21 protein-coding genes are annotated in these 21,021 nt (G+C 58.0%); 13 read left to right on the top strand and 8 right to left on the bottom strand.

All coding sequences use genetic code 11. The features are described 5' to 3' along the window. The first annotated feature begins 16 nt into the window (after positions 1–16). Positions 17–343, top strand: a complete 327-nt coding sequence (locus LZU96_RS00200) for a polymorphic toxin type 44 domain-containing protein (protein ID WP_313188811.1) — start codon at positions 17–19, stop codon at positions 341–343. Beyond that, positions 288–749: a hypothetical protein gene (locus LZU96_RS00195; RefSeq protein WP_233985773.1), complete on the top strand. Its 462-nt coding sequence runs from the start codon at positions 288–290 to the stop codon at positions 747–749. The genes LZU96_RS00200 and LZU96_RS00195 overlap by 56 nt, the downstream gene beginning before the upstream one ends. Before the next feature lie 88 nt (positions 750–837). Here LZU96_RS00195 and LZU96_RS00190 read toward each other — a convergent pair whose 3' ends face one another. Then, positions 838–1,035, bottom strand: coding sequence for a hypothetical protein (locus LZU96_RS00190; protein WP_233985772.1), 198 nt, complete (start codon positions 1,033–1,035; stop codon positions 838–840). 271 nt (positions 1,036–1,306) lie between these two features. Here LZU96_RS00190 and LZU96_RS00185 point away from each other — a divergent pair, with 271 nt between their 5' ends. After that, entirely contained in the window at positions 1,307–2,758 is a 1,452-nt protein-coding gene (locus LZU96_RS00185; protein ID WP_233985771.1) for a sugar porter family MFS transporter, read from the top strand. A 32-nt stretch (positions 2,759–2,790) separates the two neighbouring features. Here LZU96_RS00185 and LZU96_RS00180 read toward each other — a convergent pair whose 3' ends face one another. The 6 genes from LZU96_RS00180 to LZU96_RS00155 form a co-directional block, all read right to left on the bottom strand. After that, positions 2,791–3,924 carry an ROK family protein gene (locus LZU96_RS00180; RefSeq protein ID WP_233985770.1) on the bottom strand — a complete coding sequence of 378 codons (1,134 nt, stop codon included), beginning with the start codon at positions 3,922–3,924 and terminating at the stop codon, positions 2,791–2,793. A 127-nt stretch (positions 3,925–4,051) separates the two neighbouring features. After that, positions 4,052–5,563 (bottom strand): sodium:solute symporter family protein, encoded by a 1,512-nt coding sequence (locus LZU96_RS00175; RefSeq protein ID WP_233985769.1) that lies wholly within the window; start codon positions 5,561–5,563, stop codon positions 4,052–4,054. A gap of 155 nt (positions 5,564–5,718) precedes the next feature. Next, positions 5,719–6,459 carry a DNA replication protein DnaC gene (gene dnaC, locus LZU96_RS00170; protein ID WP_233985768.1) on the bottom strand — a complete coding sequence of 247 codons (741 nt, stop codon included), beginning with the start codon at positions 6,457–6,459 and terminating at the stop codon, positions 5,719–5,721. Next, complete coding sequence (gene dnaT / locus LZU96_RS00165) at positions 6,459–6,995, bottom strand: primosomal protein DnaT (RefSeq protein ID WP_233985767.1); 537 nt, start codon at positions 6,993–6,995, stop codon at positions 6,459–6,461. Before dnaT ends, dnaC begins: the two co-directional genes overlap by 1 nt. Before the next feature lie 110 nt (positions 6,996–7,105). Next, on the bottom strand, positions 7,106–7,780 hold the full coding sequence (locus LZU96_RS00160) for a hypothetical protein (RefSeq protein WP_233985766.1): 675 nt from the start codon (positions 7,778–7,780) through the stop codon (positions 7,106–7,108). Between the two features lie 75 nt (positions 7,781–7,855). Further along, a complete protein-coding gene (locus tag LZU96_RS00155) occupies positions 7,856–8,485 on the bottom strand; it encodes an autotransporter (protein ID WP_233985765.1) in 630 nt (209 codons plus the stop codon). A gap of 253 nt (positions 8,486–8,738) precedes the next feature. Between LZU96_RS00155 and LZU96_RS00150 the strand changes: the two genes are divergently transcribed. From LZU96_RS00150 to LZU96_RS00110, 9 genes are all read left to right on the top strand, one after another. Next, positions 8,739–9,299 carry a DNA-3-methyladenine glycosylase I gene (locus tag LZU96_RS00150; protein WP_233985764.1) on the top strand — a complete coding sequence of 187 codons (561 nt, stop codon included), beginning with the start codon at positions 8,739–8,741 and terminating at the stop codon, positions 9,297–9,299. Between the two features lie 116 nt (positions 9,300–9,415). Then, positions 9,416–10,078, top strand: coding sequence for an OmpA family lipoprotein (locus tag LZU96_RS00145; protein ID WP_233985763.1), 663 nt, complete (start codon positions 9,416–9,418; stop codon positions 10,076–10,078). A gap of 148 nt (positions 10,079–10,226) precedes the next feature. After that, a complete protein-coding gene (locus LZU96_RS00140) occupies positions 10,227–11,207 on the top strand; it encodes a LacI family DNA-binding transcriptional regulator (protein WP_233985762.1) in 981 nt (326 codons plus the stop codon). 72 nt (positions 11,208–11,279) lie between these two features. After that, positions 11,280–12,305: a LacI family DNA-binding transcriptional regulator gene (locus tag LZU96_RS00135; RefSeq protein WP_233985761.1), complete on the top strand. Its 1,026-nt coding sequence runs from the start codon at positions 11,280–11,282 to the stop codon at positions 12,303–12,305. A gap of 143 nt (positions 12,306–12,448) precedes the next feature. After that, on the top strand, positions 12,449–13,195 hold the full coding sequence (locus tag LZU96_RS00130) for a sugar phosphate isomerase/epimerase family protein (protein ID WP_233985760.1): 747 nt from the start codon (positions 12,449–12,451) through the stop codon (positions 13,193–13,195). A gap of 9 nt (positions 13,196–13,204) precedes the next feature. After that, positions 13,205–14,170 carry a sugar kinase gene (locus tag LZU96_RS00125; RefSeq protein ID WP_233985759.1) on the top strand — a complete coding sequence of 322 codons (966 nt, stop codon included), beginning with the start codon at positions 13,205–13,207 and terminating at the stop codon, positions 14,168–14,170. Positions 14,171–14,203: 33 nt separating this feature from the next. Further along, positions 14,204–15,487, top strand: a complete 1,284-nt coding sequence (locus LZU96_RS00120) for an MFS transporter (RefSeq protein ID WP_233985758.1) — start codon at positions 14,204–14,206, stop codon at positions 15,485–15,487. Between the two features lie 83 nt (positions 15,488–15,570). Then, positions 15,571–16,545: a glyoxylate/hydroxypyruvate reductase GhrB gene (gene ghrB / locus LZU96_RS00115; RefSeq protein ID WP_233985757.1), complete on the top strand. Its 975-nt coding sequence runs from the start codon at positions 15,571–15,573 to the stop codon at positions 16,543–16,545. A gap of 81 nt (positions 16,546–16,626) precedes the next feature. Next, positions 16,627–17,877, top strand: a complete 1,251-nt coding sequence (locus tag LZU96_RS00110; protein ID WP_233985756.1) for a valine--pyruvate transaminase — start codon at positions 16,627–16,629, stop codon at positions 17,875–17,877. Here LZU96_RS00110 and LZU96_RS00105 read toward each other — a convergent pair. Continuing rightward, positions 17,874–19,325, bottom strand: coding sequence for a PLP-dependent aminotransferase family protein (locus LZU96_RS00105; RefSeq protein WP_233985755.1), 1,452 nt, complete (start codon positions 19,323–19,325; stop codon positions 17,874–17,876). The two genes, LZU96_RS00110 and LZU96_RS00105, sit on opposite strands and share 4 nt — an antisense overlap. Positions 19,326–19,552: 227 nt before the next feature. On the opposite strand from LZU96_RS00105, the gene LZU96_RS00100 reads away from it, so the two are divergent. After that, the gene (locus LZU96_RS00100; RefSeq protein ID WP_233985754.1) at positions 19,553–21,019 is read left to right on the top strand and encodes a hypothetical protein; all 1,467 of its coding nucleotides are present in this window, start codon (positions 19,553–19,555) and stop codon (positions 21,017–21,019) included. Positions 21,020–21,021: the final 2 nt, after the last annotated feature.

The following is a 21,021-nucleotide window of genomic DNA, read 5'->3' as shown; positions in this document are numbered from 1 at the left end:
CAGCATTGTCAATAACATGATGATGGCGCGATTTCATCGCGGACCCTCAGCGCTGACCTATGTATGGTTTTATCAGCAGGTGAGAGGACATGGCCCATGGGATTACAAACAGCGCGGCCCGCAATTCGAAAACTTCGGTAACTTTCATTACGGTGCTGTTGGTCATGCTGCCGGGATTACCGATGAGGTGTTACTCAGAGGCGCAGGATGGGCACAAAGCAGGGCAGGAACAGCTGACCCAGCCTGGGGGAGCTGGACAGGCTCAGCGCCTTACGGTGATGATCCTGATGATCAGTATTGGATTAGGGCGGGCATTGATTATGCAAAACGTGCGGGCTTTTAAGAAGCGATACCTTCTCCTGATGCTGCTGGTCGCGGCCGTTTTCGGCGCTTACCGGATGTGGCACTTCTCACCGCTTAAGCAAGAGTTGGTCAGGAAAGAGAAGGTAAACAACCTGGCGAATCTTTACATCACACAAGCCAGTGCCGGTGCCACTACCGGCTTCTCGTATCGCTTCTATTTGTATGATGCCTCCAAAGATGACAACGCGTTTATGGCAAGTCTGAACGATGATGATAATGCACCTTTCATCATCACCACGGATAAAGAGGCCCTGAAGAAGATCAGCAATAACGCGGTCTTTTTGGCGGTGAAAGGAACCGTTTATGCATTTCATAGTCCTGCGGATTATCGGGCAGGCGGAGCAATCTATTCCGTTCCGGTTTACCTCTCATCCTCACCTTTCTGAGCGCGGTAAGGCTATCGGACATTTTTGTAGGAGCAGCTCTTTTTAAACAGACCGCCAATAGCCAGAACGGTTTTTCGTTCTGAAAGTATCATGACTGGAAATTATATTTCATCAGCCGGGCAGGGACATTGATTCTGAGACGCCGCCCGCCCGGCGGCCGCAAACCGCTCTCTGCACCGACCCGCATACCCTTAAAAATCAGGCGGATGGCAACAGCCTTCTCCGGTCTCATTTCGCGCGCTTTTTCACCAGACTTGCTCTTTTTCACTTTCTTATCGGCACCCACCGTCGCCGCCGCAATCATGCGTATAGTGAGGTGAATGGCGCAGTTAGGTTTCATGATGTTGATTATTAATAGATTTAATGATGGTTTTTCCTCATCGCGCGCAAAAAAATTCCAACGCGGCTCACACTTCCGAAAGAATTAATCCAAATTCTCTTATTTAGAAAATATATTTCACCAGTACCCAAGCGCTGAAACACTTAAACCACGGACAATCATACCTCCTCTTTCTGAACCGATCCGGTTCAGGCAGTAGAGAACAGGAGCCTGAAAAATGGAAACCCGGCAAAAACGCTACAACATGAAATATGTCATGCTCTGTTGCACCGTCGCCGCCTTTGGCGGTCTGCTGATGGGCTACGACTCATCGATTATCTCTGGTGCCATCGAACCGCTCAGTGACTATTTTCAACTCACCCCGGCTGAAACCGGCTGGGCCGTGTCAAACATCCTGCTGGGCAGCCTGGTGGGCTGTTTTATTGCCCCGAAGCTCAGTGATAAATTTGGCCGCAAAAAATCACTCGCCATTACCGCGTTGCTGTTCACCGCCTCGGTGGTCGGCACCGCTATCGCACACAACTTTTTCACCTTTGTCGCGTTCCGTATCCTTGGCGGATTAGCGATTGGCCTGGCCTCGGTGATCTCGCCAATCTATCTGGCAGAACTGTCTCCGTCGAAGTTTCGCGGTCGCACCAGCGCGCTCTACGCCGTCTGCTGCGTCGGTGGACAATCGGTGGTGCTACTGACTAACTACTTCATCAATAAATCGATGCTGCCCGAGGCGATGGTTGATATCGGCTGGCGTTACATTCTGGCTACCGCGCTGGTGCCGTGCGCGCTGTTCATCTTTTTCATTGCCTTTATCCCGGAGTCGCCACGCTGGAACGTACTGAAAGGCAAAGACAAAGAGGCGCTGGATACCCTGAGTAAAATTTCTAACCCGGCACACGCAGCGAGCGTATTCGATGAGATTAAACAGTCGTTTTCTGATGAAGCCGCCAGCCGTCATCAATCCCGCTTCCGTCTGAATAAAACCACGCTGCCGTTGTTGATCATCGGTATTGGTCTGGCGGTGGGCAACCAGATCAGCGGCATCAACGTGATTCAGTATTTCGGCCCGACGCTGCTGAAAAATGTCTCTGGCAGCACTGATTCGGCGCTGCTGCAGACGTTCTGGCTGTCGGTCTGCCAGTTTGTCGGCGTGCTGATGGGGATGGCGCTGATCGATAAGGTCGGGCGGCGTAAGCTGTTGCTGCTGGGTGCAATTACCTCCGCCGTTTTCCTCGCCTATACCTTTATCGCGTTCTATTACCGACTGCCGGGGCTGCTGGCGGTGGTGGGCTTGTTTGCCTACATGGTGTTCTTTGGCATGACCTGGGGACAGATCGTCTGGACCGTACTTGGCGAGCTGTTTCCCACCGAAATTCGATCAATCTGCGTCGGCATCTCCATCTGCGCCATGTCGATGGCAAACTTTGTTATCAGTACCACGTTCCCAATCCTCAACAGCAACGCTTTCCTGCTCGAAATGTTCCACGGCGGTTTCCCTCTGTTGCTGTTTGCGCTGTTTTCACTGGGTATGTACTTCTTCACTTTTCGCTATCTGCCAGAAACGGCCGGACTCCCGCTGGAGAAAATCCATGCGCGCGTACTGGAGAAGTTTAATATCGACCCGCGCGAAGCGGATAAGGCGATCAGCGTGCCGGTTAGTGACGTCCGATCATAAAAAAGGCAGCTCACGCTGCCTGATCATCCGGCTTAACCGACCCGCTGCTCGGTCTGCTCAATCACCGCCAGCGCCAGCCCGTTGGCCGGATCGATGCGGTTATCAAGAAAAAGCAGCTGGGTGTGCGCGGCGGTAAAGGCCAGGGCGCTGGCCTGGGTGTTATCGCGTACCGCCTTGCAAAAGGCCGGGCTGGCATTCCACGGACAATCAATCATGATGGTCGCCGGATTGAGCAGCAGCATAATCTGGCTGAGCGCCAGGCCCAGATAGCTGCCCGCCTGCGCCATCACCTCATCCACTATCCGCGGCGCACTGTCGCGGTTCTGCCAGCTCAGGCCAGGCTGGCGCTGCGCCAGCTGCTGTTTTACTGCCGGCTGGCTGATCAACGCCTCAAGGCAGCCGCGGCGGCCGCAGCTACAGCGCGGGCCATCAGGCTGCACCGTCAGATGGCCCGCTTCACCGGCGGTCCAGCTTTGTCCGGTAAAGACTTCGCCGTGCTGCACCAGTGCCCCGCCAATCCCTTCAGAGATACGCAGATAAAAATGACCGCTGTCGACTGACAGACCTCGTTGCTGCACCGCCAGCAGTGCCGCCGCTTTCACATTATTCATGATACGGATCGGTAACCGGACGTGCTTACGCAGCGCAGTCAGCAGATCCACATCCTGCCAGTTGAGGTGCGAAGAGAGATGCATCCAGCCGCGCCGGGGATCGACAATGCCGGGAAAACCCAGGCCGATACCCAGTAAATCGGGATAGCCTTCGGCCAGTTCCCGGCACAGCATCGCCAGTTCGGCCAGCAGACGGGTCGGGTTTTCGGTATCGGTACGCAGCGTCTGTTCCGCCAGCACCTGGGAAAAGTAGTCACAGACCCGCCAGTGGATCACATTGCGTTCCACCATCACGCCTGCGCTTTTCAGCTTCTCTGGCCGCAGGCTAATTTCAATTTTGGGCCGTCCGGCCGCAGCCACGCTGACCGGCCCCAGCTCTTCGATCAGCTCCTGCTCCAGCAAATCATCAATGATCAGTGAGACCGTATTTTTGCTGAGCGATAAGGCCTGGGCCAGATCCTGGCGCGAAGTGACGCGCAGTCTCCGCAACTGGGTCATCACCCGTTTCTGGTTATTAAGTCGCAGTAAGGCGGGACCTTTGCCGTTTGCTTTCATGGCGGATTCACCCAACAGAGGAGGAATAATTCAGTGTATCAGCCTGTGCCGGTTCGTCATCCCACACTTTTGCGCGCTGTTTCACACAACGAGGTGAGATCCCGCTGGCTGGCTGGGCGAGAAAGGCTTAACGCAGGATTTTCTGTTGCTCCTGGGCGGCAGCCGGCAGGGGGCGATCCTGATTAAGCGCCTCCAGTAGCGCATCAACCTGCGGGCTGACCGGCGAGCGACGCAGCCAGCCCATCAGGGTAAACAACAGCAACGAGGAAAACACCGGCGCCGCTACCTGGGTCGCCAGACTGGCGTCGTCGATTACAAAGCGTACGCAGAAGAAGGTGCCAACGCCTGTCGCCCAGCTGACCAGCGCCGCGGTGCTGCCAGAGCGACGGAAAGCGGGCAGCAGGCCCAGCAGCATCGGAATTGAAATCGGGCCGACCAGCCCGCCAAACCAGATAATCAGCAGCGACAGTACGCCGCCGAACCGGCTGGCATTCAGGGCGATCAGCAGCGTAGTGATAATAAACAGGAAGGTAATACAGCGCGCCACCCGCAGTGAACTCTGGCCGCGCGGGAAAGCACGCGGCCAGACGGCAGGCAGAATATCGCGGGTGACTACCGCCGTAATGGCGTTAGCGTCAGAAGAGGTCATGGAAAGCGTATGGGTAAACATCGCCACCAGCATCAGTCCGATCAGACCGTTGGGCAGTAACTGCATCGCCATCATCGACCAGGCACGCGACGGGTCGGCCAGGTCGGGAAACAGCAGCGGTGCGGCCCACATCGGCCAGAACAGTATCAGTGGCCAGATCAGATAGAGCGCCGCCGACAGCAGCGCCGCCTTGCGCGCTTCGCGTCCGTCCGGTGCGGCGATAAACCGCTGCGCCAGATTCCAGGTGCCGCCGTTGTAACTCAGGGTGTGGATCAGCAGCCAGGAGAAGATAAAGCCGGTGGTGTAAGGGCCCTGCACGATTTGCAGATGGCTGGCCGGCAGCCGATCCCAGATCGTCAACAGTGCGCCAGCGCCGCCGAGCTGCAGCCCAACCGCCACCAGCATCACCAGCGCGGCGACAAACTGCACCAGAAACTGACCAAAATCGTTGCAGGCATCGGCCCACAGGCCGCCGATGATGCTGTAAAACAGACTCAGCCCGCCGGCAATGGCAATGCCAGCCGGCAGTTCAAGGCCGGTAAAGACGTTGATAATCACCGCAATGGCGGCCCATTTCGCCCCGACATCCACCGTTTTTAACAGCACGCCGCTGCAGGCCAGCACCATCTGGGTCGGCAGGTTATAGCGGGTCAGCAGATACTCGGTGGGAGATTCAATCTGCATATAACCCCGCAGCCGGGCCCAGCGCGGGGCAAACAGCGAAGAACCGATCAACACCGCCAGCGAGATCGGCAGCGCCCACCAGAACCAGATGGTAATGCCCATGTTGTACGCCACCGCGCCATAAGCCACAAAGACGGCGGCGCTGTAGCCAGACATATGGTGGGAAATGCCAGAGAGCCACCAGGGCATGCGGCCACCGGCGGTAAAGAAGTCACGGGTATTGCCGACTCTGCGCATCGCCCACAGCGTGATCAGCACAATCATCAGCGCGTAGAGCGCAATTACAGCGTAATCAAGCAGGTTCATGGCGGACTCCACCCGGTTTGCCGCCTGGCGCGCAACGCGGCGCAGGCAGGTCAACAGCAGGGCGACTGATGATAAATCGGTCCGGCGGCGTTACGCCGGCTGAGTGCGGAGACGCGGCTCAGCCGTGTGGACAGCCCGGCGGGACGGGCAGGGAATTAATATTCGTCGCCGCGTACCCGACTGCGATAACTTTCCCAGTCGAAGCGCACCCAGAGACTGTTACCCAGCCGCATCCGGTCCATCACCCGCTCACCGAGCAGTGCGTTCATACCGGCATGGTCGAGGTTAGAAAGCATGCCGGTCGGACGCTTGGAGGAGGATCGGCGATCCACAATCTGATTGATAATGACTTTCTCGTAGCGGGATTCGCTCTGCATGCCAATCTCATCAATCACCAGCAGATCAACGCTGCTGAGGTCCTGAATCAGACGCTCTTCGGTAATGCCGCTGCTGCCGCTGAAGGTGCCTTTCATGCTCGACATCAGATCGGCGACCGTGACGATCAGCACGCTCTTACCGCGCAGGATCAGATCGTTACCAATCGCCGCCGCCAGATGGTTTTTGCCGGTGCCGGGACGGCCTGAAAAAACAAAGCTGGCGATGCTGCCATCAAATTCGGCGGCATACTGCCGCGCCAGATCCAGCGCTTTGCGCTGGCCCTCATTTTCCACCCGGTAGTTATCAAACGAGCAGTTCATATGCAGTTCACGGATGCCGGAGCGGCCCATAATGCGCTGCATTTTCATGGCGCGGTTTTCACGCACAATCGCTTCAGAGCGCAGGCGGCCCTGTTCCTGATTCCACGCCAGCAGCTCTTCGCCATTAGCAAATTTCGGTCGGGTGCCGGCAGGCATCATTCTTTTCAGACGGCTAAAGAGATCGTTCGGCGTTTTCATCACTCACCTCGGAAACCATCGGGAATGGTACGGTCAGGGTCAGGCAACTGCGTGATATCACGCTTCGGTTGCCCGCCGTTGGCGGCGCGGTTCATCTGAATGCTGCGCGCCAGTTTTTGTTGCCACTGCACATGGTGAAACAACCGGCCTTCTGCCTGCCAGTAGGCGACAAAGGCCGCCAGCTCGGTGGCGGTTACCGGTTCGCTCAGCGCCACGCCCCAGATGGCGGCCTGGCGGGTAAAGTCGGCGTCGGGCTGCCAGCCAGCATACATGGCGAACTTACCGACCGGCGCAGAGATGGCCGCAGGCGCATCGTCATACAGGCTGTCATCCAGCGCCACATCATTCGGCTGTCGGGCAGCGGCTTCCAGCGCCAGCAGCTGTGCCAGGCGCGTCGGGGTGATGGCGTACATCACCGGCGCGTAATCCTCTAACACCGCCAGCGTACCGTTCTCCGCCTGCTGCAGTGCAGTCAGCGGGTCCTGGCGGAAGGCATCCAGGCCAATGAGCGTTGAAGTTAAGATTTTGACTGACATGAAAAGACCTGAGGTTAACAAACACCTTGCGCCGGGGCACAGCCGCCGACGCAGAAGTGTTTATTGTACCTTTTTTAATGGTGCGGATCGCTCAAAAAGCGCGAGCATTATCAGTAAGAGGTTACCGGAGAAGAGGTATGACGGGCAGCGGCGGGCTGGGTCGCACTGACGGCGACAGCCGCCGGGCGCGTTTGCCATAAATAACGTACTGAAGCCAGCCAGCAGAGGCCGTAACCCAGCAGCTCGGTACCCTCTTCCGCCATGTTTTTCACCACGCGGTTGTAATCCCCCAGCATCAGATGCTGCCACAGCGCATGAATGCCAAACAGGCGGGAGAAGACCAGCACCACCAGAAAGCCGGAGGCCATCACCGGCCAGCTGCGGTGTTGCAGCAGCCTGGCCAGCGCGTGCAGGGTTTTTTTCGGCGTCCGCAGCGCGACGGCCAGACAACCGGCCGTCACCGCCAGCGCGAACCAGATCCAGCTGCCGTGCTGGATAGCATCAAACACAAAGTCGAGTTCGCGGATCAGCATACAGCTGTAGAAGCCCGCCACTAAGGTCAGCGCGCCGCGCTGTGCCGGACGGCGATGGGCAGTGATAAAGAACAGGGCGGCAATCACCGCCAGCATAATTTCCTGGGTGGTTTCAGTAAAAGAGGTTTCGTGCAGCGCATCGTTCATCCAGGCCACATCGATATAGATGGGCAAAATCATCAGGGCGAGAAAGAGTGCTGCCAGTACGAAGACCGTGATTTCACGGCCAATAATTGTCAAATCGTTGCGCATAGTGTTACCAGTATAATGATTAGCGGACTCATTATATTTTAAACGACTGACGTCCTTTCTCTTTTTATGCCCCGCCTAGAAGCTGGCGCTGAGGCCGAGGCTATACAGCAACGGCTCATCACTATTCAGCGCGCTGTTTTGTGAAAACGAGGCGAAAGCGGCCAGATTACGGTTGAGCGGCAGCTGTGCCCCCACGCTCAGATCAATTCCGCTCTCCTGATGGGGACCGATTGCCGTCTCGCGCCGATCGTTTTGTGACGACTCGTTCAGGGGACGGCTGTAGCTGAGCTGAGCCCACGGTGTAATCCATCCCTGCTGCAGATCGACACGCCAGCCGACGCTGGCAACCTGCTCACGGCTCTGCTGATCGCTGTAGTCGCATTGCAGACAGCCCATCTGCTGCGGATCGACCGCATATTGCGCCACCGGACCGGTGGTAAGGGATTCGCCGACCGGCAGTTCCACTCCGGCGCGATAGCGTTTTCCCAGCGGCGTACTGCCAACGGTGCCGGTTTCACTGTGCAGTTCTACCGGCAGGCTGGCCGGTGAATTGAGCGCGGCCTCGAACAGGGCGCGATTCTCATCGCTGAAGTCGAGCGACGTGCGGGAGATTTTCTCTGCCAGAATAGTGTCGTAATCGGGTTTAGCTACGGTCATTGCGGGCGCAGCAAAGTCGCCGCCCCAGGCAAAGGTCGGTTGCGTCAAAAATAAAAGTCCTGCACCACACCAGGCGCGTATCCGATAGCGCTGGCCTCTCCACCCACTTTTCTGCACCATACCCTCTCCAGTCGGAGGCTGAAGTTATTCCCGGGCGTCTGGATTAACCACCGGTTTGTGAGCCTGTTTACTCGTCGTGAGAGTACCGATCATCATATTGTTGTCAGTTGTTTAACTATTAACCGATTGTTTCTAAGATCAAGCGGCCCGATAAAATTTTTCTGCGATAAGGAATCCGAAAATGCAACGATGCGGCTGGGTAACCCAGGATCCCCTCTATCTGACCTACCACGATACCGAATGGGGCGTGGCGCAAACCGACAAGCGCGCGCTGTTTGAGATGCTCTGCCTTGAAGGGCAGCAGGCGGGGTTATCCTGGATCACGGTATTAAAAAAGCGGCAGAATTACCGTGCGGCGTTTCACCATTTTGACCCGCAGGCGATCGCGTTAATGGACGAGCAGGATGTTGCGGCGCTGCTGCAGAACAGCGGTATTATTCGTCATCCCGGCAAAATTGCCGCCATTATCGCCAACGCCCGGGCTTTTCTGGCGATGGAAGCGAAAGGCGAGGATTTTGCCCGCTTCGTCTGGCAATTTGTCGATAACGCGCAAATTGTCCACCATTATCCTGACTACAAACTGGCGCCCACCACCTCAGCGCACGCCATTGCGCTCTCTAAGGCGCTTAAACTGCGTGGTTTTAAATTCATCGGCCCGACAATTTGTTATTCCTTTATGCAGGCGTGCGGGCTGATAAACGATCACCAGACCGATTGTTTTTGCCATCCTGACAATCTTTAAGCGCCGCGGCGGGCAATTTAAGACTTTCCCTTATCCTTTCCTGACGGTTACGCGGCATAATCGTGCCGATTATGGGGAGAGCTTTTCCCCTGTGTGTCGAACGTAAGGGAACAAAAATGCAGAAGAAATTAATCGCGGTCACCTTGTTATTAAGCGGAAGCCTGGCCCTGTCCGGCTGTACCACCAACCCTTACACCGGCGAATCGCAGGCGGGTAAGTCAGGCGTGGGCGCCGGTCTGGGTGCCTTAGTGGGTGCTGGCGTTGGCGTACTCTCCTCCTCGAAGAAAGATCGCGGCAAAGGTGCGCTGATTGGTGCCGCAGGCGGCGCAGCACTGGGTGGCGGTGTCGGCTATTACATGGACGTGCAGGAAGCGAAGCTGCGCGACAAGATGCGCGGTACGGGCGTCAGCGTGACCCGTGAAGGCGATAACATCGTTCTTAATATGCCGAACAACGTGACGTTTGACTCCAACAGCAGCAACCTGAAACCGGCGGGCGCGAATACCCTGACCGGCGTTTCAATGGTACTGAAAGAGTATCCGAAAACCGCGGTAAACGTGGTGGGTTATACCGACAGCACCGGAACGCGCGCCCTGAATATGCGTCTGTCACAGCAGCGTGCCGAGAGCGTCGCCAGCGCCCTGATCGTCCAGGGTGTTGCCAGCAATCGTCTGCGTACTCAGGGCGCAGGCCCTGATAATCCGGTCGCCAGCAACAGTACCGAGGCCGGAAAAGCGCAAAACCGTCGTGTAGAAATTACCCTCAGCCCGCTCGGCTGATGGCTGTCGCCCCCGAACGGGGGCGCATTCACACGACTGACCTTTTCTGTAAAGATGCACGTTAAAGGTTCCAGTAAGGTTTCTATCCATAGAGCCACTTCAGGCTTTATGGTAGTCTGATCAAAAATTGATCAGCGGGTCGTGTCTTATGTCACTTAAAGCGATTGCTGCGGCATTAGGGCTTTCTGTCACCACGGTCAGTCGCGCGCTCAATGGGTATCAGGATGTCGCGCAGGCGACCCGTAAACGGATTGAAGAAGAGGCGCAACGTCGTGGCTACCGGGCTAACGCGGCCGCCCGTCGTCTGAAAACCGGCCGCGCCAATGCGGTTGGTTTGCTCTATCCCATCGGGACATCGCCGCTGAGCGACGGTCACTTCAGTGAGATGTTGCTGGCGCTGGATCAACGCCTTGCCCATCATGAAATCGATCTGCTGCTGCTGGCGGATAAGCCGCAGAGCCAGCCCTTCCTGACCCGTCTGCTGCGCAGTCGCGCCGTGGATGCCATCGTTGTTACCCATATCACCCCGCAGGACAGGCGGCTCTCCACGCTGCTGCAGACTGACTTTCGCTTTCTGGCGCTGGGGCGCAGCGATCTGCCGCCACACTATGCCTGGTTCGATGTTGACCATGCGGCCGGTTCGCAACTGGCAGTTGCTTATTGTCTGTCACAGGAAAAAGGGCAGATTGCCTGGCTCGGCAGCAATGAAACCCGCACCGGGGTACGCGATCGTCGTCAGGGCTATCTGGATGCGCTCGGTACCACCGCGCCTTATGCGCAGGCTGCGGTACCCGCGACGCGGCGTGCCGGCTACCAGCAGACCCGTGCCTGGCTGGCACAGCAGAATCCGCCCGACGCCATCATTACCGATTGCGGCCCGCTGGCGGAAGGTGCCGTGGTCGCACTGCAGCAGGCCGGACGGGCAGAGGGCGACGATGCCATAATGCTGATTGGCTGGGACGGGCTACCGCAGGATGCGATTCTCGATTACCCGCTGATCACCATTCGGCAGGCGGCGCAGCAACAGGTGGGCGAGCAGCTGGCGGAGATGGTATTACAGCTGCTGGATGGCACGCCGCCGTCGCAATTACAGATGCTGTGGCAGCCCTGGCTGCAATTGCCAGCCTAGCGGGCGTGCTTTTTTGCGACTGGACGTTGCTGTGCTAGTCTCTGCCTGGTTTCTACTTTTGCAGGATATTTCATGAAAATCAGGCCGCCTCGCGCCACCATCAGCGATGTTGCTCACGCGGCACGAACCGGAAAAACCAGCGTTTCACGCTATCTGAATGGCGAGCTGCATCTGCTGTCAGCCGATCTCAAAGCCCGGATTGAGCAGGCCATTGCTGACCTCAGCTATCGTCCAAGCCAGATGGCGCGCGGCCTGAAGCGTGGCCGTACCCGACTGATTGGGCTGATCATCGCCGACATTACCAATCCCTATTCGGTCGATGTGATGAGCGGTATTGAAGCGGCCTGCCGCGAACAGGGTTTCACCCTGCTGATGTGTAACACCAACAATGAAGTGGACCTGGAACAGCACTATCTGCAGCTGCTGAGTAGCTATCAGGTGGAAGGCATTGTGGTTAACGCGGTGGGGATGCGTGAAGAGGTGCTGAGTCATCTGCAACAATCCCTGCTGCCGATGGTGCTGATTGACCGCAAAATCCCCGATTTTCCCTGCGACGTAGTGGGCCTGAATAATGCCGAAGCGGCGGAGACAGCAACGCGCCATCTGGTCGATAACGGCTACGAGGCGCTGCTGTTTCTCAGCGAGCCGCTGGGCAGCGTCAATACGCGTCGTGAACGTTTGCAGGCTTTCCGCCAGGTGCTGGCGACCCATCCGCAGGTGCAGCATGAAAACGCCGAGCTGGCGCTGCATCAGCCTGCCGCGCTGGATCAGGCGCTGCGTGACTTTCACCAGCGCCATGCGGGCAAACGCAGCGCGGTAATGGTGGCGAACGGTGCGCTGACTTTGCAGGTTGCGCGATCGCTGCAGCGCATCAATCTGCACTGGGGCCGCGATATCGGTCTGCTCGGCTTCGACGAGCTGGAGTGGGCCGCGCTGGCAGGCGTCGGCATTACCACGCTGAAACAGCCCACCTGGCAGATTGGCTACAGCGCGCTGGAAAGAGTCATCGCCCGCATTGAAGGCAGCGATCTGCCGGTCAGCGAGCAGGTCTTCTCGGGTGAACTGATCGTTCGCGGTTCCAGCCAGCCGCTCCGCTAATCTGATTTTCAGACTTTTACGCGTCAACTGCGTGCTCGCTTCGTGAGCACGATCATAATTTCATCCTTTGCTGCTTTGCTTTGGAACCGGTTCCATCTAGGGTTTTTACAGAACTTAAGCTAAAAGCCCCGATGGAGCACAACATGAAGCCTGACATTATCGTGGTGACTGCCGCTTACGGCCATTCGCAGATTGCCGCACTCGGCGGTCAGACCGCACTGCTGCCGATTATCCAGCAGGCAGGCGCTGACGGTGTCGAAATCCGTCGTGAACTGTTCGATGACGCCACGCTGGCCGATCTGCCGGCGCTGGCCGCCGCAGTGGCGCAGCATCAGCTGCACGCCAGTTATTCGGTGCCGGATACGCTGTTTTGTGACGGCGGTGACGTAAATCCGCGCATAACTCACTACTTTGAAGAAGCACGCCAGTTAAACGCACAACGTCTGAAACTGGCGCTGGGCCCTTTCAACGGTACGATTCCGGCGTCGCTGCACTCGCTGCTGGCAGACCAGCCGCTGCCGCTGACGGTGGAAAATGATCAGACGGAGCACGGCAGGCTCGATCCCAGCGAGCAGTTTTTTGCGGCGGTCCGCGCGGCGGCGCTGCCGATCGGCATGACGTTTGATATGGGCAACTGGTGCTGGACCGGCGAAGATGCGTTGAAGGCCGCGCAACGGCTGGCGTCGCAGGTCAGTTATGTGCATGTGAAAGCGGCGATCCCACACCATGACAGCTACCGGGCGATTGCGCTTGATGAGGCCGGTGATGCGTGGCGTGCGCTGCTGCAACAGCTGCCCGCCACGGCACCGCGCGGCATTGAATTTCCGCTGGAAGGCGACGATCTGATTGCGGTCACCCGCCACTATGTGTCGCTGCTGCGCAACGTTTGAGGAGTGAAGATGACGACGCATTACACTACGCATCACAACGGTCCGCTTGATGTTGTCACCATCGGAGAAGCGATGGCGATGTTTATCGCCCGTGAAACCGGCGATCTGGCAGCGGCAGAAACTTTTATTAAACGCGCAGCGGGTGCCGAACTGAATGTGGCGACCGGCCTGGCGCGTCTTGGTCTGAAAGTGGGCTGGGTCAGTCGCGTTGGCGATGATGCCTTTGGCCGTTTTATCTGTCAGCAACTGGAGAAAGAGGGTATCGATCACCGCCAGGTGACGGTCGATAACCGCTATCCGACCGGCTTCCAGCTTAAATCCAAAGTCGATGACGGCTCCGATCCGCTGGTGGAGTATTTCCGTAAGGGCTCGGCGGCCAGCCATCTGTCGGTTGAGGATTTCGACGCGGACTATTTTGGCTCAGCCCGCCATCTGCATCTTAGCGGTGTTGCGGCGGCGATCTCCGACAGTTCGCTGGCGCTGCTGAAACATACGGCCAAAGAGATGCGCGCGCGCGGGAAAACGATCTCCTTCGACCCCAATCTGCGGCCGGTGCTGTGGCGCAGCGAAGAGGAGATGCGTAAGCAGCTTAATCTGCTGGCGGAGTACGCCGACTGGGTGCTGCCGGGTGAAAAAGAGGGGCTGATTCTGACCGGTTATCGTCAGCCGGAAGCCATTGCCGATTTCTACCTCGATAAAGGGGTGAAAGCGGTGGTGATTAAAACCGGCTGTGACGGTGCCTGGTATAAAACCGCTGAAGGCGAAAAAGGTCAGGTTGCCGCGGTTAAAGTCGATAACGTGGTCGACACCGTGGGCGCTGGCGACGGGTTTGCCGTTGGGGTGATCAGTGCGCTGCTGGAAGGCCTGAGCCTGCCGCAGGCGATTCAGCGCGGTAACAAAATTGGTTCGATGGCGATTCAGGTGATTGGCGACAGCGAAGGTCTGCCGACGCGTCAGCAACTTGGCGACGCGTAGCCCGCGCCTCACATATTGACACAGGAGTTCTCGATGAAAACGCAGACAATCGCGCCAAAACGCTGGTGGTTCATCATGCCCATCGTGTTTATCACCTACAGCCTGGCCTATCTCGACCGCGCCAATTTCAGCTTTGCCTCGGCGGCGGGAATTAACGACGATCTCGGCATTACTAAAGGCATGTCCTCTCTGCTGGGCGCGCTGTTCTTCCTCGGCTACTTCTTCTTCCAGATCCCCGGGGCGATTTACGCCGAACGCCGCAGCGTTAAAAAACTGATTTTCTGGTGCCTGATCCTGTGGGGCGGCTGTGCCTCGCTGACCGGTGTGGTCAGCAACATTCCGATGCTGGCGGCGATCCGCTTTATCCTCGGGGTGGTTGAGGCGGCGGTGATGCCGGCGATGCTGATCTACATCAGTAACTGGTTCACCAAATCTGAACGGTCCCGCGCCAATACCTTCCTGATCCTCGGTAACCCGGTGACGGTGCTGTGGATGTCGGTGGTGTCAGGCTACCTGATCGAATCCTTCGGCTGGCGTGAAATGTTTATTTTCGAAGGGATTCCGGCCGTTGTCTGGGCCATCGCCTGGTGGTTTATGGTGCAGGACAAACCGGCTCAGGCGCGCTGGATGAGCGATGCCGAGAAAGCTGCACTGCAGGCGGAACTGCAGAAAGAGCAGGACAACATCAAAGCGGTGCGTAACTACAGCGAAGCGTTCCGTAACCGCAACGTGATCATTCTTTGCCTGCAATATTTTGCCTGGAGCATTGGCGTTTACGGTTTCGTGCTGTGGCTGCCGTCGATTCTGCGTAACGGCACCCAGATGGGGATGGTCGAAGCGGGCTGGCTGTCAGCGGTGCCTTATCTGGCCGCGACCATTGCGATGGTGGTGGTGTCATGGGCCTCTGATAAGACGCAAAACCGTAAGCTGTTTGTCTGGCCACTGCTGCTGATCGGCGCGCTGGCGTTCCTCGGCTCTTATCTGCTGGGATCGGGCAACTTCTGGCTCTCTTATACTCTGTTAGTGATTGCCGGTGCGGCGATGTATGCCCCTTACGGCCCGTTCTTCGCCATCATCCCTGAGATGCTGCCGCGCAATGTCTCCGGCGGGGCGATGGCGCTGATCAACAGCATGGGTGCGCTCGGCTCGTTTATCGGTTCGTGGATTGTCGGCTATCTTAATGGTGCCACCGGCAGCCCGTCGGCGTCCTACATCTTTATGGGATCGGCGCTGCTGGTGTCGGTGTGGCTGACACTGATTGTTAAACCGGCGCAGAACAAGACGACGCCACCGCTGCACGGCGCGAAACACGCCTGAAAGCGTAAGCCCAGACGTTAGCCCTCATCTTCCGGGCGGCCCGAGCGCCGCCCGTCACTGTTTTAATGACCGGGAGCCACTGAATGAAACCCGCTGTGATTCTGTATAAAAAACTGCCTGATGATCTGCGCGCCCGCCTGGCGGCGCACGCTGAGATTACTGAAATCAGTGACCTGTCACCCGCCAGCCAGCAGCAGCACGCTGAGGCGCTGGCCCAGGCGGAAGGTCTGCTGGGCTCAGGAGGAAAAGTGAATGGCGAGCTGCTGGCGAAAATGCCAAAACTGCGCGCCTGCTCCAGCGTCTCTGTTGGCTATGACAATTTTGACGTCGACGCGCTGAACCAGCGTCACGTCGTGCTGATGCATACGCCGACCGTGCTGACCGAAACCGTTGCCGATACCATCATGGCGCTGGTGCTGAGCACCGCACGTCGGGTACCGGAACTGGATGCCTGGGTGAAAGCGGGCAACTGGCAGAAGAGTATCGGTCCGGAGCGCTTTGGCATCGATGTACACCATAAAACGCTGGGTATCCTCGGCATGGGTCGCATCGGGATGGCGCTGGCGCAGCGCGCCCACTTTGGTTTTGGCATGAAGATCCTTTACAACGCACGGCGGGAACATCAGGAGGCGCAGTCGCGGTTCGGCGCTGAACGCTGTGAGCTGGAGACGCTGCTGAAACAGAGTGATTTTGTCTGCATCAGCCTGCCTCTGACGGAACAGACTCACCACCTGATCGGGGCAGAGCAAATCGCCCTGATGAAGCCGGAAGCGGTGCTGATCAACGCCGGACGCGGACCGGTGGTGGATGAAAACGCACTGATCGCGGCCCTGCAGGCGGGAAAACTGCACGCTGCCGGGCTGGACGTGTTCGAGAAAGAGCCGCTGCCCACTGATTCGCCGCTGCTGTCGCTGCCTAACGTGGTGACGCTGCCGCATATCGGTTCCGCCACGCACGAAACCCGCTACGGCATGATGCTGGATGCGGTGGATAATCTGATCGCTGCGCTCAGCGGTCAGGTCGATAAAAACTGTGTTAACCCGCAGGCGCTGAAGTAATCCCTGCGCCTTTCCATTGCGCCCGCCGATGGCGGGCGTTATGGTGGACCCCCGATTCGCTATCACACATTTTTAACCGCTATGTCCTTTTCTCAGTTCGGCGACAAATTTACCCAACATTCCGGCATCTCACGTCTGATGGAAGATATGGGCGCGGGCTTGCGCACGCCCGGCACCATCATGCTGGGTGGCGGCAATCCGGCGCAAATCCCGGCCATGAACGACTACTTTCAGCAACTGCTGCAGCAGATGCACGAGGAAGGCAAGCTCAGCGAGGCGCTCTGCAATTACGATGGCCCGCGTGGCAAAGCGACGCTGCTGGAGTCGCTGGCAGAGCTGCTGCGCGATCGGCTGGGCTGGCCCATCAGTGCGCAGAACATTGCGCTGACCAACGGCAGCCAGAGCGCCTTCTTCTATCTGTTTAACCTGTTCGCTGGTCGTCGGGCTGACGGCAGCAAAAAGCGCGTGCTGTTCCCGCTGGCACCGGAATATCTCGGCTATGCCGATGCCGGGCTGGAAGAGGGGATGTTCGTATCGGCCAAACCGAACATTGAACTGCTGCCGGCTGGCCAGTTTAAATATCACGTCGATTTCGATCATCTGCCGATGAATGACGATATCGGACTGATCTGCGTGTCGCGTCCGACCAATCCGACCGGCAACGTGATCACTGACGATGAGCTGATGCAGCTCGATGCGCTGGCACAACAGCATGACGTCCCGCTGCTGATCGATAACGCTTATGGCGTGCCGTTTCCCGGCATCATCTTCAGTGAGGTTCGCCCGCTGTGGAATCCCAACATTATTCTCTGCATGAGCCTGTCGAAGCTCGGCCTGCCTGGCGCGCGCTGCGGCATTATCATCGCCGATGAGAAAACCATCGGCGCGCTGAGCAATATGAACGGCATCATCAGCCTGGCACCTGGCAGCATCGGACCGGCGATTGCCGGTGAAATGATCCGCCGGGGCGATCTGTTGCGCCTGTCGGAAGAGGTGATTAAGCCGTTTTATCAGCAGAAGGTGCAGCAGACGATCGCTATCCTGCGCCGCTATCTGTCGGAAGAGCGCTGCCTGATCCACAAACCGGAAGGGGCGATTTTCCTCTGGCTCTGGTTCCGCGATCTGCCGATCAGCACCGAAATGCTCTACCAGCGGCTCAAAGCGCGCGGCGTATTGATGGTGCCGGGCCACTTCTTCTTTCCGGGCCTGGAACATGAATGGCCGCACACCCATCAATGTATGCGCATGAACTACGTGCCGGATGCGGAGAACATCGAACGGGCGGTGCAGATTCTGGCCGAAGAGGTTGAAATCGCCTGGCGCGACGCCTAATCCTGCGGCCCGGTTAACGACAGCTGGCACCACTGCGCCAGCTGTTGTATCGCCTGCTCCACTTCCGCATTCCAGCCAAAACCGGCGTTGAGCCGGAAACAGTGATCGTAGCGCTGATCGGTGGCAAAAATATGGCCCGGCGCAATGCCGATGCCCGCATTGCGCGCTTTCAGAAACAGCGCGCGCACGTTCAGCGCCTGTGGCGGCATCTCTACCCATAACACATAGCCGCCTTCCGGTTCAGAAACCCGGGTTCCCGCCGGAAATTCCCGCAGCACCGACTGACGCATGGCGCTGATTTGCTGCGCCAGCTCACGCCGCAGTTTACGCAGATGCGCGTCGTAGCCGCCGCTGCGCAGCAGCTCGGCCACCGCCGCCTGCGACAGCACCGAGGTGCCCATGGTTGAGGTATATTTCAGCGAGGCGATTTTGCGCATGTAGTTAACGCTGTGTACCCAGCCGATGCGGATGCCGGGCGCCACGGTTTTGGAGAAGCCGCTACACAGAATGGCGTTCGGACTGAAGGCGCGCATCGGGAAAGGGCGACGTTCGCCAAAAGCGGTATCGCCAAAGATATCATCCTCAATGATCACCACATCGTTTTCATCCGCCTGCCGCGCGATATAGGCTTTCTGCTCGTTTGGGATGCTTTTGCCCAGCGGATTATTGATGTTGCACAGGGTCAGAAATACCCGCACCGCTTTGCGCTGAAACAGTCCGGTGAGCTTCGCGACATTCACATAGCCTTCCGGCCCGGCTTCGACTTCGATCACCCGCAGATTGAGGTTATGCAGCATCTGCAACAGCACGAAATAGCAGGGCGATTCGACCGCCACCACGTCGCCTGGCTGGGTGGTGGCGCGCAGCGACAGCGAGATCGCTTCAATGCAGCCGTTGGTGATCAGGATATCGTCAGTGCTGATATTGCAGCCGTAATCGACCGCCCGCCGGGCAATCTCCACTTTTAGCGGCGCATAGCCGGTGCCTTTGACGGTGTTACCGAGCAGCGCAGGTTTGCTGTAGCCCATCTGACGCATCAGTAAGCCGAGCTTCTTCACCGGATAGAGCGCGCTGTCGCCATTGGCCAGATCGAGCCGTACCCGGCAGTCGGAACCGAGCATCGCCAGATGCAGCTCAGTCTGTTCATCAAGCGGGGCGATGGCGCGCGGCTGTTCACTGACGGCGGGCAACTGAGGCGGCCGATGGCGCTGTGGTGCGACAAAAAAGCCCGATTTAGGCCGGGCCACGGCGTAGCGCTCATCCTCCAGCGTACGTAATGTTTTCAGGGCGGTGGTGAGGCTGACGTTATACTGCGTTGCCAGCGTCCGCACCGACGGCAGACGGCTGTCGGGTGCCAGCGTACCGGCATGAATAGCTTGCTTGATCTGTTCTGCTATCTGGCGGTAACGGCTGCTCTGACTCTCCTGTTCCCCGACAACTTCGGCCATCTGTTCCACCCCATATCGCGCTGATCTGTGCATATTCAACAGAGTACATTCAAAGTACTTTAGGCTGCATCTCTTAATTATTCATGACGCTAAACGGACCTCTCGCCAGGACTGGCGTGCGTCTGAGAGGTGTGCTGAGCGTGATCGTCATCCGCCCAGGCCGACCGCTGTGATCCCAGACGTTCAGGCCATTGAGTGATTCTATTCGCGTAAGGAAAAAGTGAAAAATGAATAATCTGACCACCATGATGAAGGAGATTGAAGCATACCTTTCGCCCGCCATCATCGACTCTGCTCAGCGCTGTTCTGCTCGTCTGCTGGCGGCGTTACCCGATCGGCAGCAGCTTGAAAATAATCGTGTCCTGCTCGCCTATGGCGGAGGAAAAGACAGCAGCTACATGGTGGCCTATGTTCGTTATATCCAGGGCATTCTCTGGCAACAGCGCGGGACTACCTTTCGCCTGCGCGTCAGCACCAACCGCCATGCGGCGATGAATGACAGCGTGATGGAGAACATCAACCGGGTTTATCAATCGCTGGCGATGCATGACGATCCGCTGGCGGAGTGTCTGGTGGTGGATGGCTTACAGATTCGCCCGTTTGCCCGGCATCTGCCGATGCCGGATGCCGTGCGGCAGCAGAATCGCAGCGATGTGCTGATGAACGGCCACCGGTTTCGTGCGGATGGGCGCTCCACGTTCTGCAACGCCTGCAACCTCAGCATGGTGAACTCCTTTGGCCTGGCGGCGGATTACGACGGGGGTGTGGATGTGATCATCACTGGCGATTCACCCCAGGAACAGGCGGCCTATGTGGCCTGGGCGCGGCATCTGTCGCGGCTGTTTGATGCGCCGGTGGCCGACAAAAGCCGCGGTTTCAGTGGTTTCCTGCAGACGCTGGATGGCGTCGCCGAACGCTATGGCAGCCGAATCTATGGTGCCGATCAACTGACACCGGCGCATCGCATCACCCATCAGCTGGCGCGCGATCCGCTGTTTTTCAATATCTATCAGGACACCGCCTATGAAGCGGGCGCGCACTGGGCGCTGCTCAGTGAATTTATGCGCTTCCGTTTTGATGAGCTGATGTTCAGCTTCTCCGAATCAGACTGCGGTAACCCGACCCTGATGGCCCACCTGCGCGGGCTGCGGGCGGAAACCCTGTTGCAGCGCAATTACGCCGAAGGCATCCGTGAATATGTGCGCTTTGCCCTTGGCTTAATGGTGCAGAAAGATTTCCCACCGTCGCTAATCGATGAAATGGCGGAGCGTTATCAGGATGATGCCGCGATCCAGCGCCAGCGCCAGCGGGCGGCGGCTTTCGCTGTCGAGGCGTTCGATCTCAGTGAAGAGCAGCTGGTCTGCATGATTTACTCGCCGTTTCTCGCTCAGGGACAACAGCTCGGCCACTGGCTGAGCCAGCAGCAACTGACGCTGGACGAGGCGGCAATCCGCGATCTGCTGGAGAACCGCAGCGACGATAGCGCGCTGGCGCAGCAGTTAACCCGGCTTTCCGGCATGACGCTGGCGCAGATGCGGCACTGCTGGCAGAGCCTGCCGGTCAGTTCGCTGCTGGACGGCAAAAGCGCCGATCCGCTGTCGCGCGTACTGCGTTTTGATCCCCACAAAGCAGTGATTCAGGTGAACAACGGTGTGCTGAACGATACCGTGACCGAAATCATTTCCGGGCGATAGTC

Origin of the sequence: Pantoea agglomerans (assembly GCF_021397715.1) — a bacterium.
Lineage (GTDB): Bacteria > Pseudomonadota > Gammaproteobacteria > Enterobacterales > Enterobacteriaceae > Pantoea > Pantoea astica.
Note: the sequence above shows the minus strand (reverse complement) of the source record. Positions and strands in the feature narration are given on the sequence as shown.

Coding starts and splice junctions, on each gene's coding strand:
- LZU96_RS00100 (WP_233985754.1), top strand. CDS start 19,553: ATGAATAATCTGACCACCATGATGAAGGAGATTGAAGCATACCTTTCG.
- LZU96_RS00180 (WP_233985770.1), bottom strand. CDS start 3,924: ATGAAAGCAAACGGCAAAGGTCCCGCCTTACTGCGACTTAATAACCAG.
- LZU96_RS00105 (WP_233985755.1), bottom strand. CDS start 19,325: ATGGCCGAAGTTGTCGGGGAACAGGAGAGTCAGAGCAGCCGTTACCGC.
- ghrB (WP_233985757.1), top strand. CDS start 15,571: ATGAAACCCGCTGTGATTCTGTATAAAAAACTGCCTGATGATCTGCGC.
- LZU96_RS00195 (WP_233985773.1), top strand. CDS start 288: ATGATCAGTATTGGATTAGGGCGGGCATTGATTATGCAAAACGTGCGG.
- LZU96_RS00110 (WP_233985756.1), top strand. CDS start 16,627: ATGTCCTTTTCTCAGTTCGGCGACAAATTTACCCAACATTCCGGCATC.
- LZU96_RS00135 (WP_233985761.1), top strand. CDS start 11,280: ATGAAAATCAGGCCGCCTCGCGCCACCATCAGCGATGTTGCTCACGCG.
- LZU96_RS00125 (WP_233985759.1), top strand. CDS start 13,205: ATGACGACGCATTACACTACGCATCACAACGGTCCGCTTGATGTTGTC.
- dnaT (WP_233985767.1), bottom strand. CDS start 6,995: ATGTCAGTCAAAATCTTAACTTCAACGCTCATTGGCCTGGATGCCTTC.
- LZU96_RS00200 (WP_313188811.1), top strand. CDS start 17: ATGATGATGGCGCGATTTCATCGCGGACCCTCAGCGCTGACCTATGTA.
- LZU96_RS00120 (WP_233985758.1), top strand. CDS start 14,204: ATGAAAACGCAGACAATCGCGCCAAAACGCTGGTGGTTCATCATGCCC.
- LZU96_RS00145 (WP_233985763.1), top strand. CDS start 9,416: ATGCAGAAGAAATTAATCGCGGTCACCTTGTTATTAAGCGGAAGCCTG.
- LZU96_RS00140 (WP_233985762.1), top strand. CDS start 10,227: ATGTCACTTAAAGCGATTGCTGCGGCATTAGGGCTTTCTGTCACCACG.
- LZU96_RS00175 (WP_233985769.1), bottom strand. CDS start 5,563: ATGAACCTGCTTGATTACGCTGTAATTGCGCTCTACGCGCTGATGATT.
- LZU96_RS00160 (WP_233985766.1), bottom strand. CDS start 7,780: ATGCGCAACGATTTGACAATTATTGGCCGTGAAATCACGGTCTTCGTA.
- LZU96_RS00185 (WP_233985771.1), top strand. CDS start 1,307: ATGGAAACCCGGCAAAAACGCTACAACATGAAATATGTCATGCTCTGT.
- LZU96_RS00150 (WP_233985764.1), top strand. CDS start 8,739: ATGCAACGATGCGGCTGGGTAACCCAGGATCCCCTCTATCTGACCTAC.
- dnaC (WP_233985768.1), bottom strand. CDS start 6,459: ATGAAAACGCCGAACGATCTCTTTAGCCGTCTGAAAAGAATGATGCCT.
- LZU96_RS00130 (WP_233985760.1), top strand. CDS start 12,449: ATGAAGCCTGACATTATCGTGGTGACTGCCGCTTACGGCCATTCGCAG.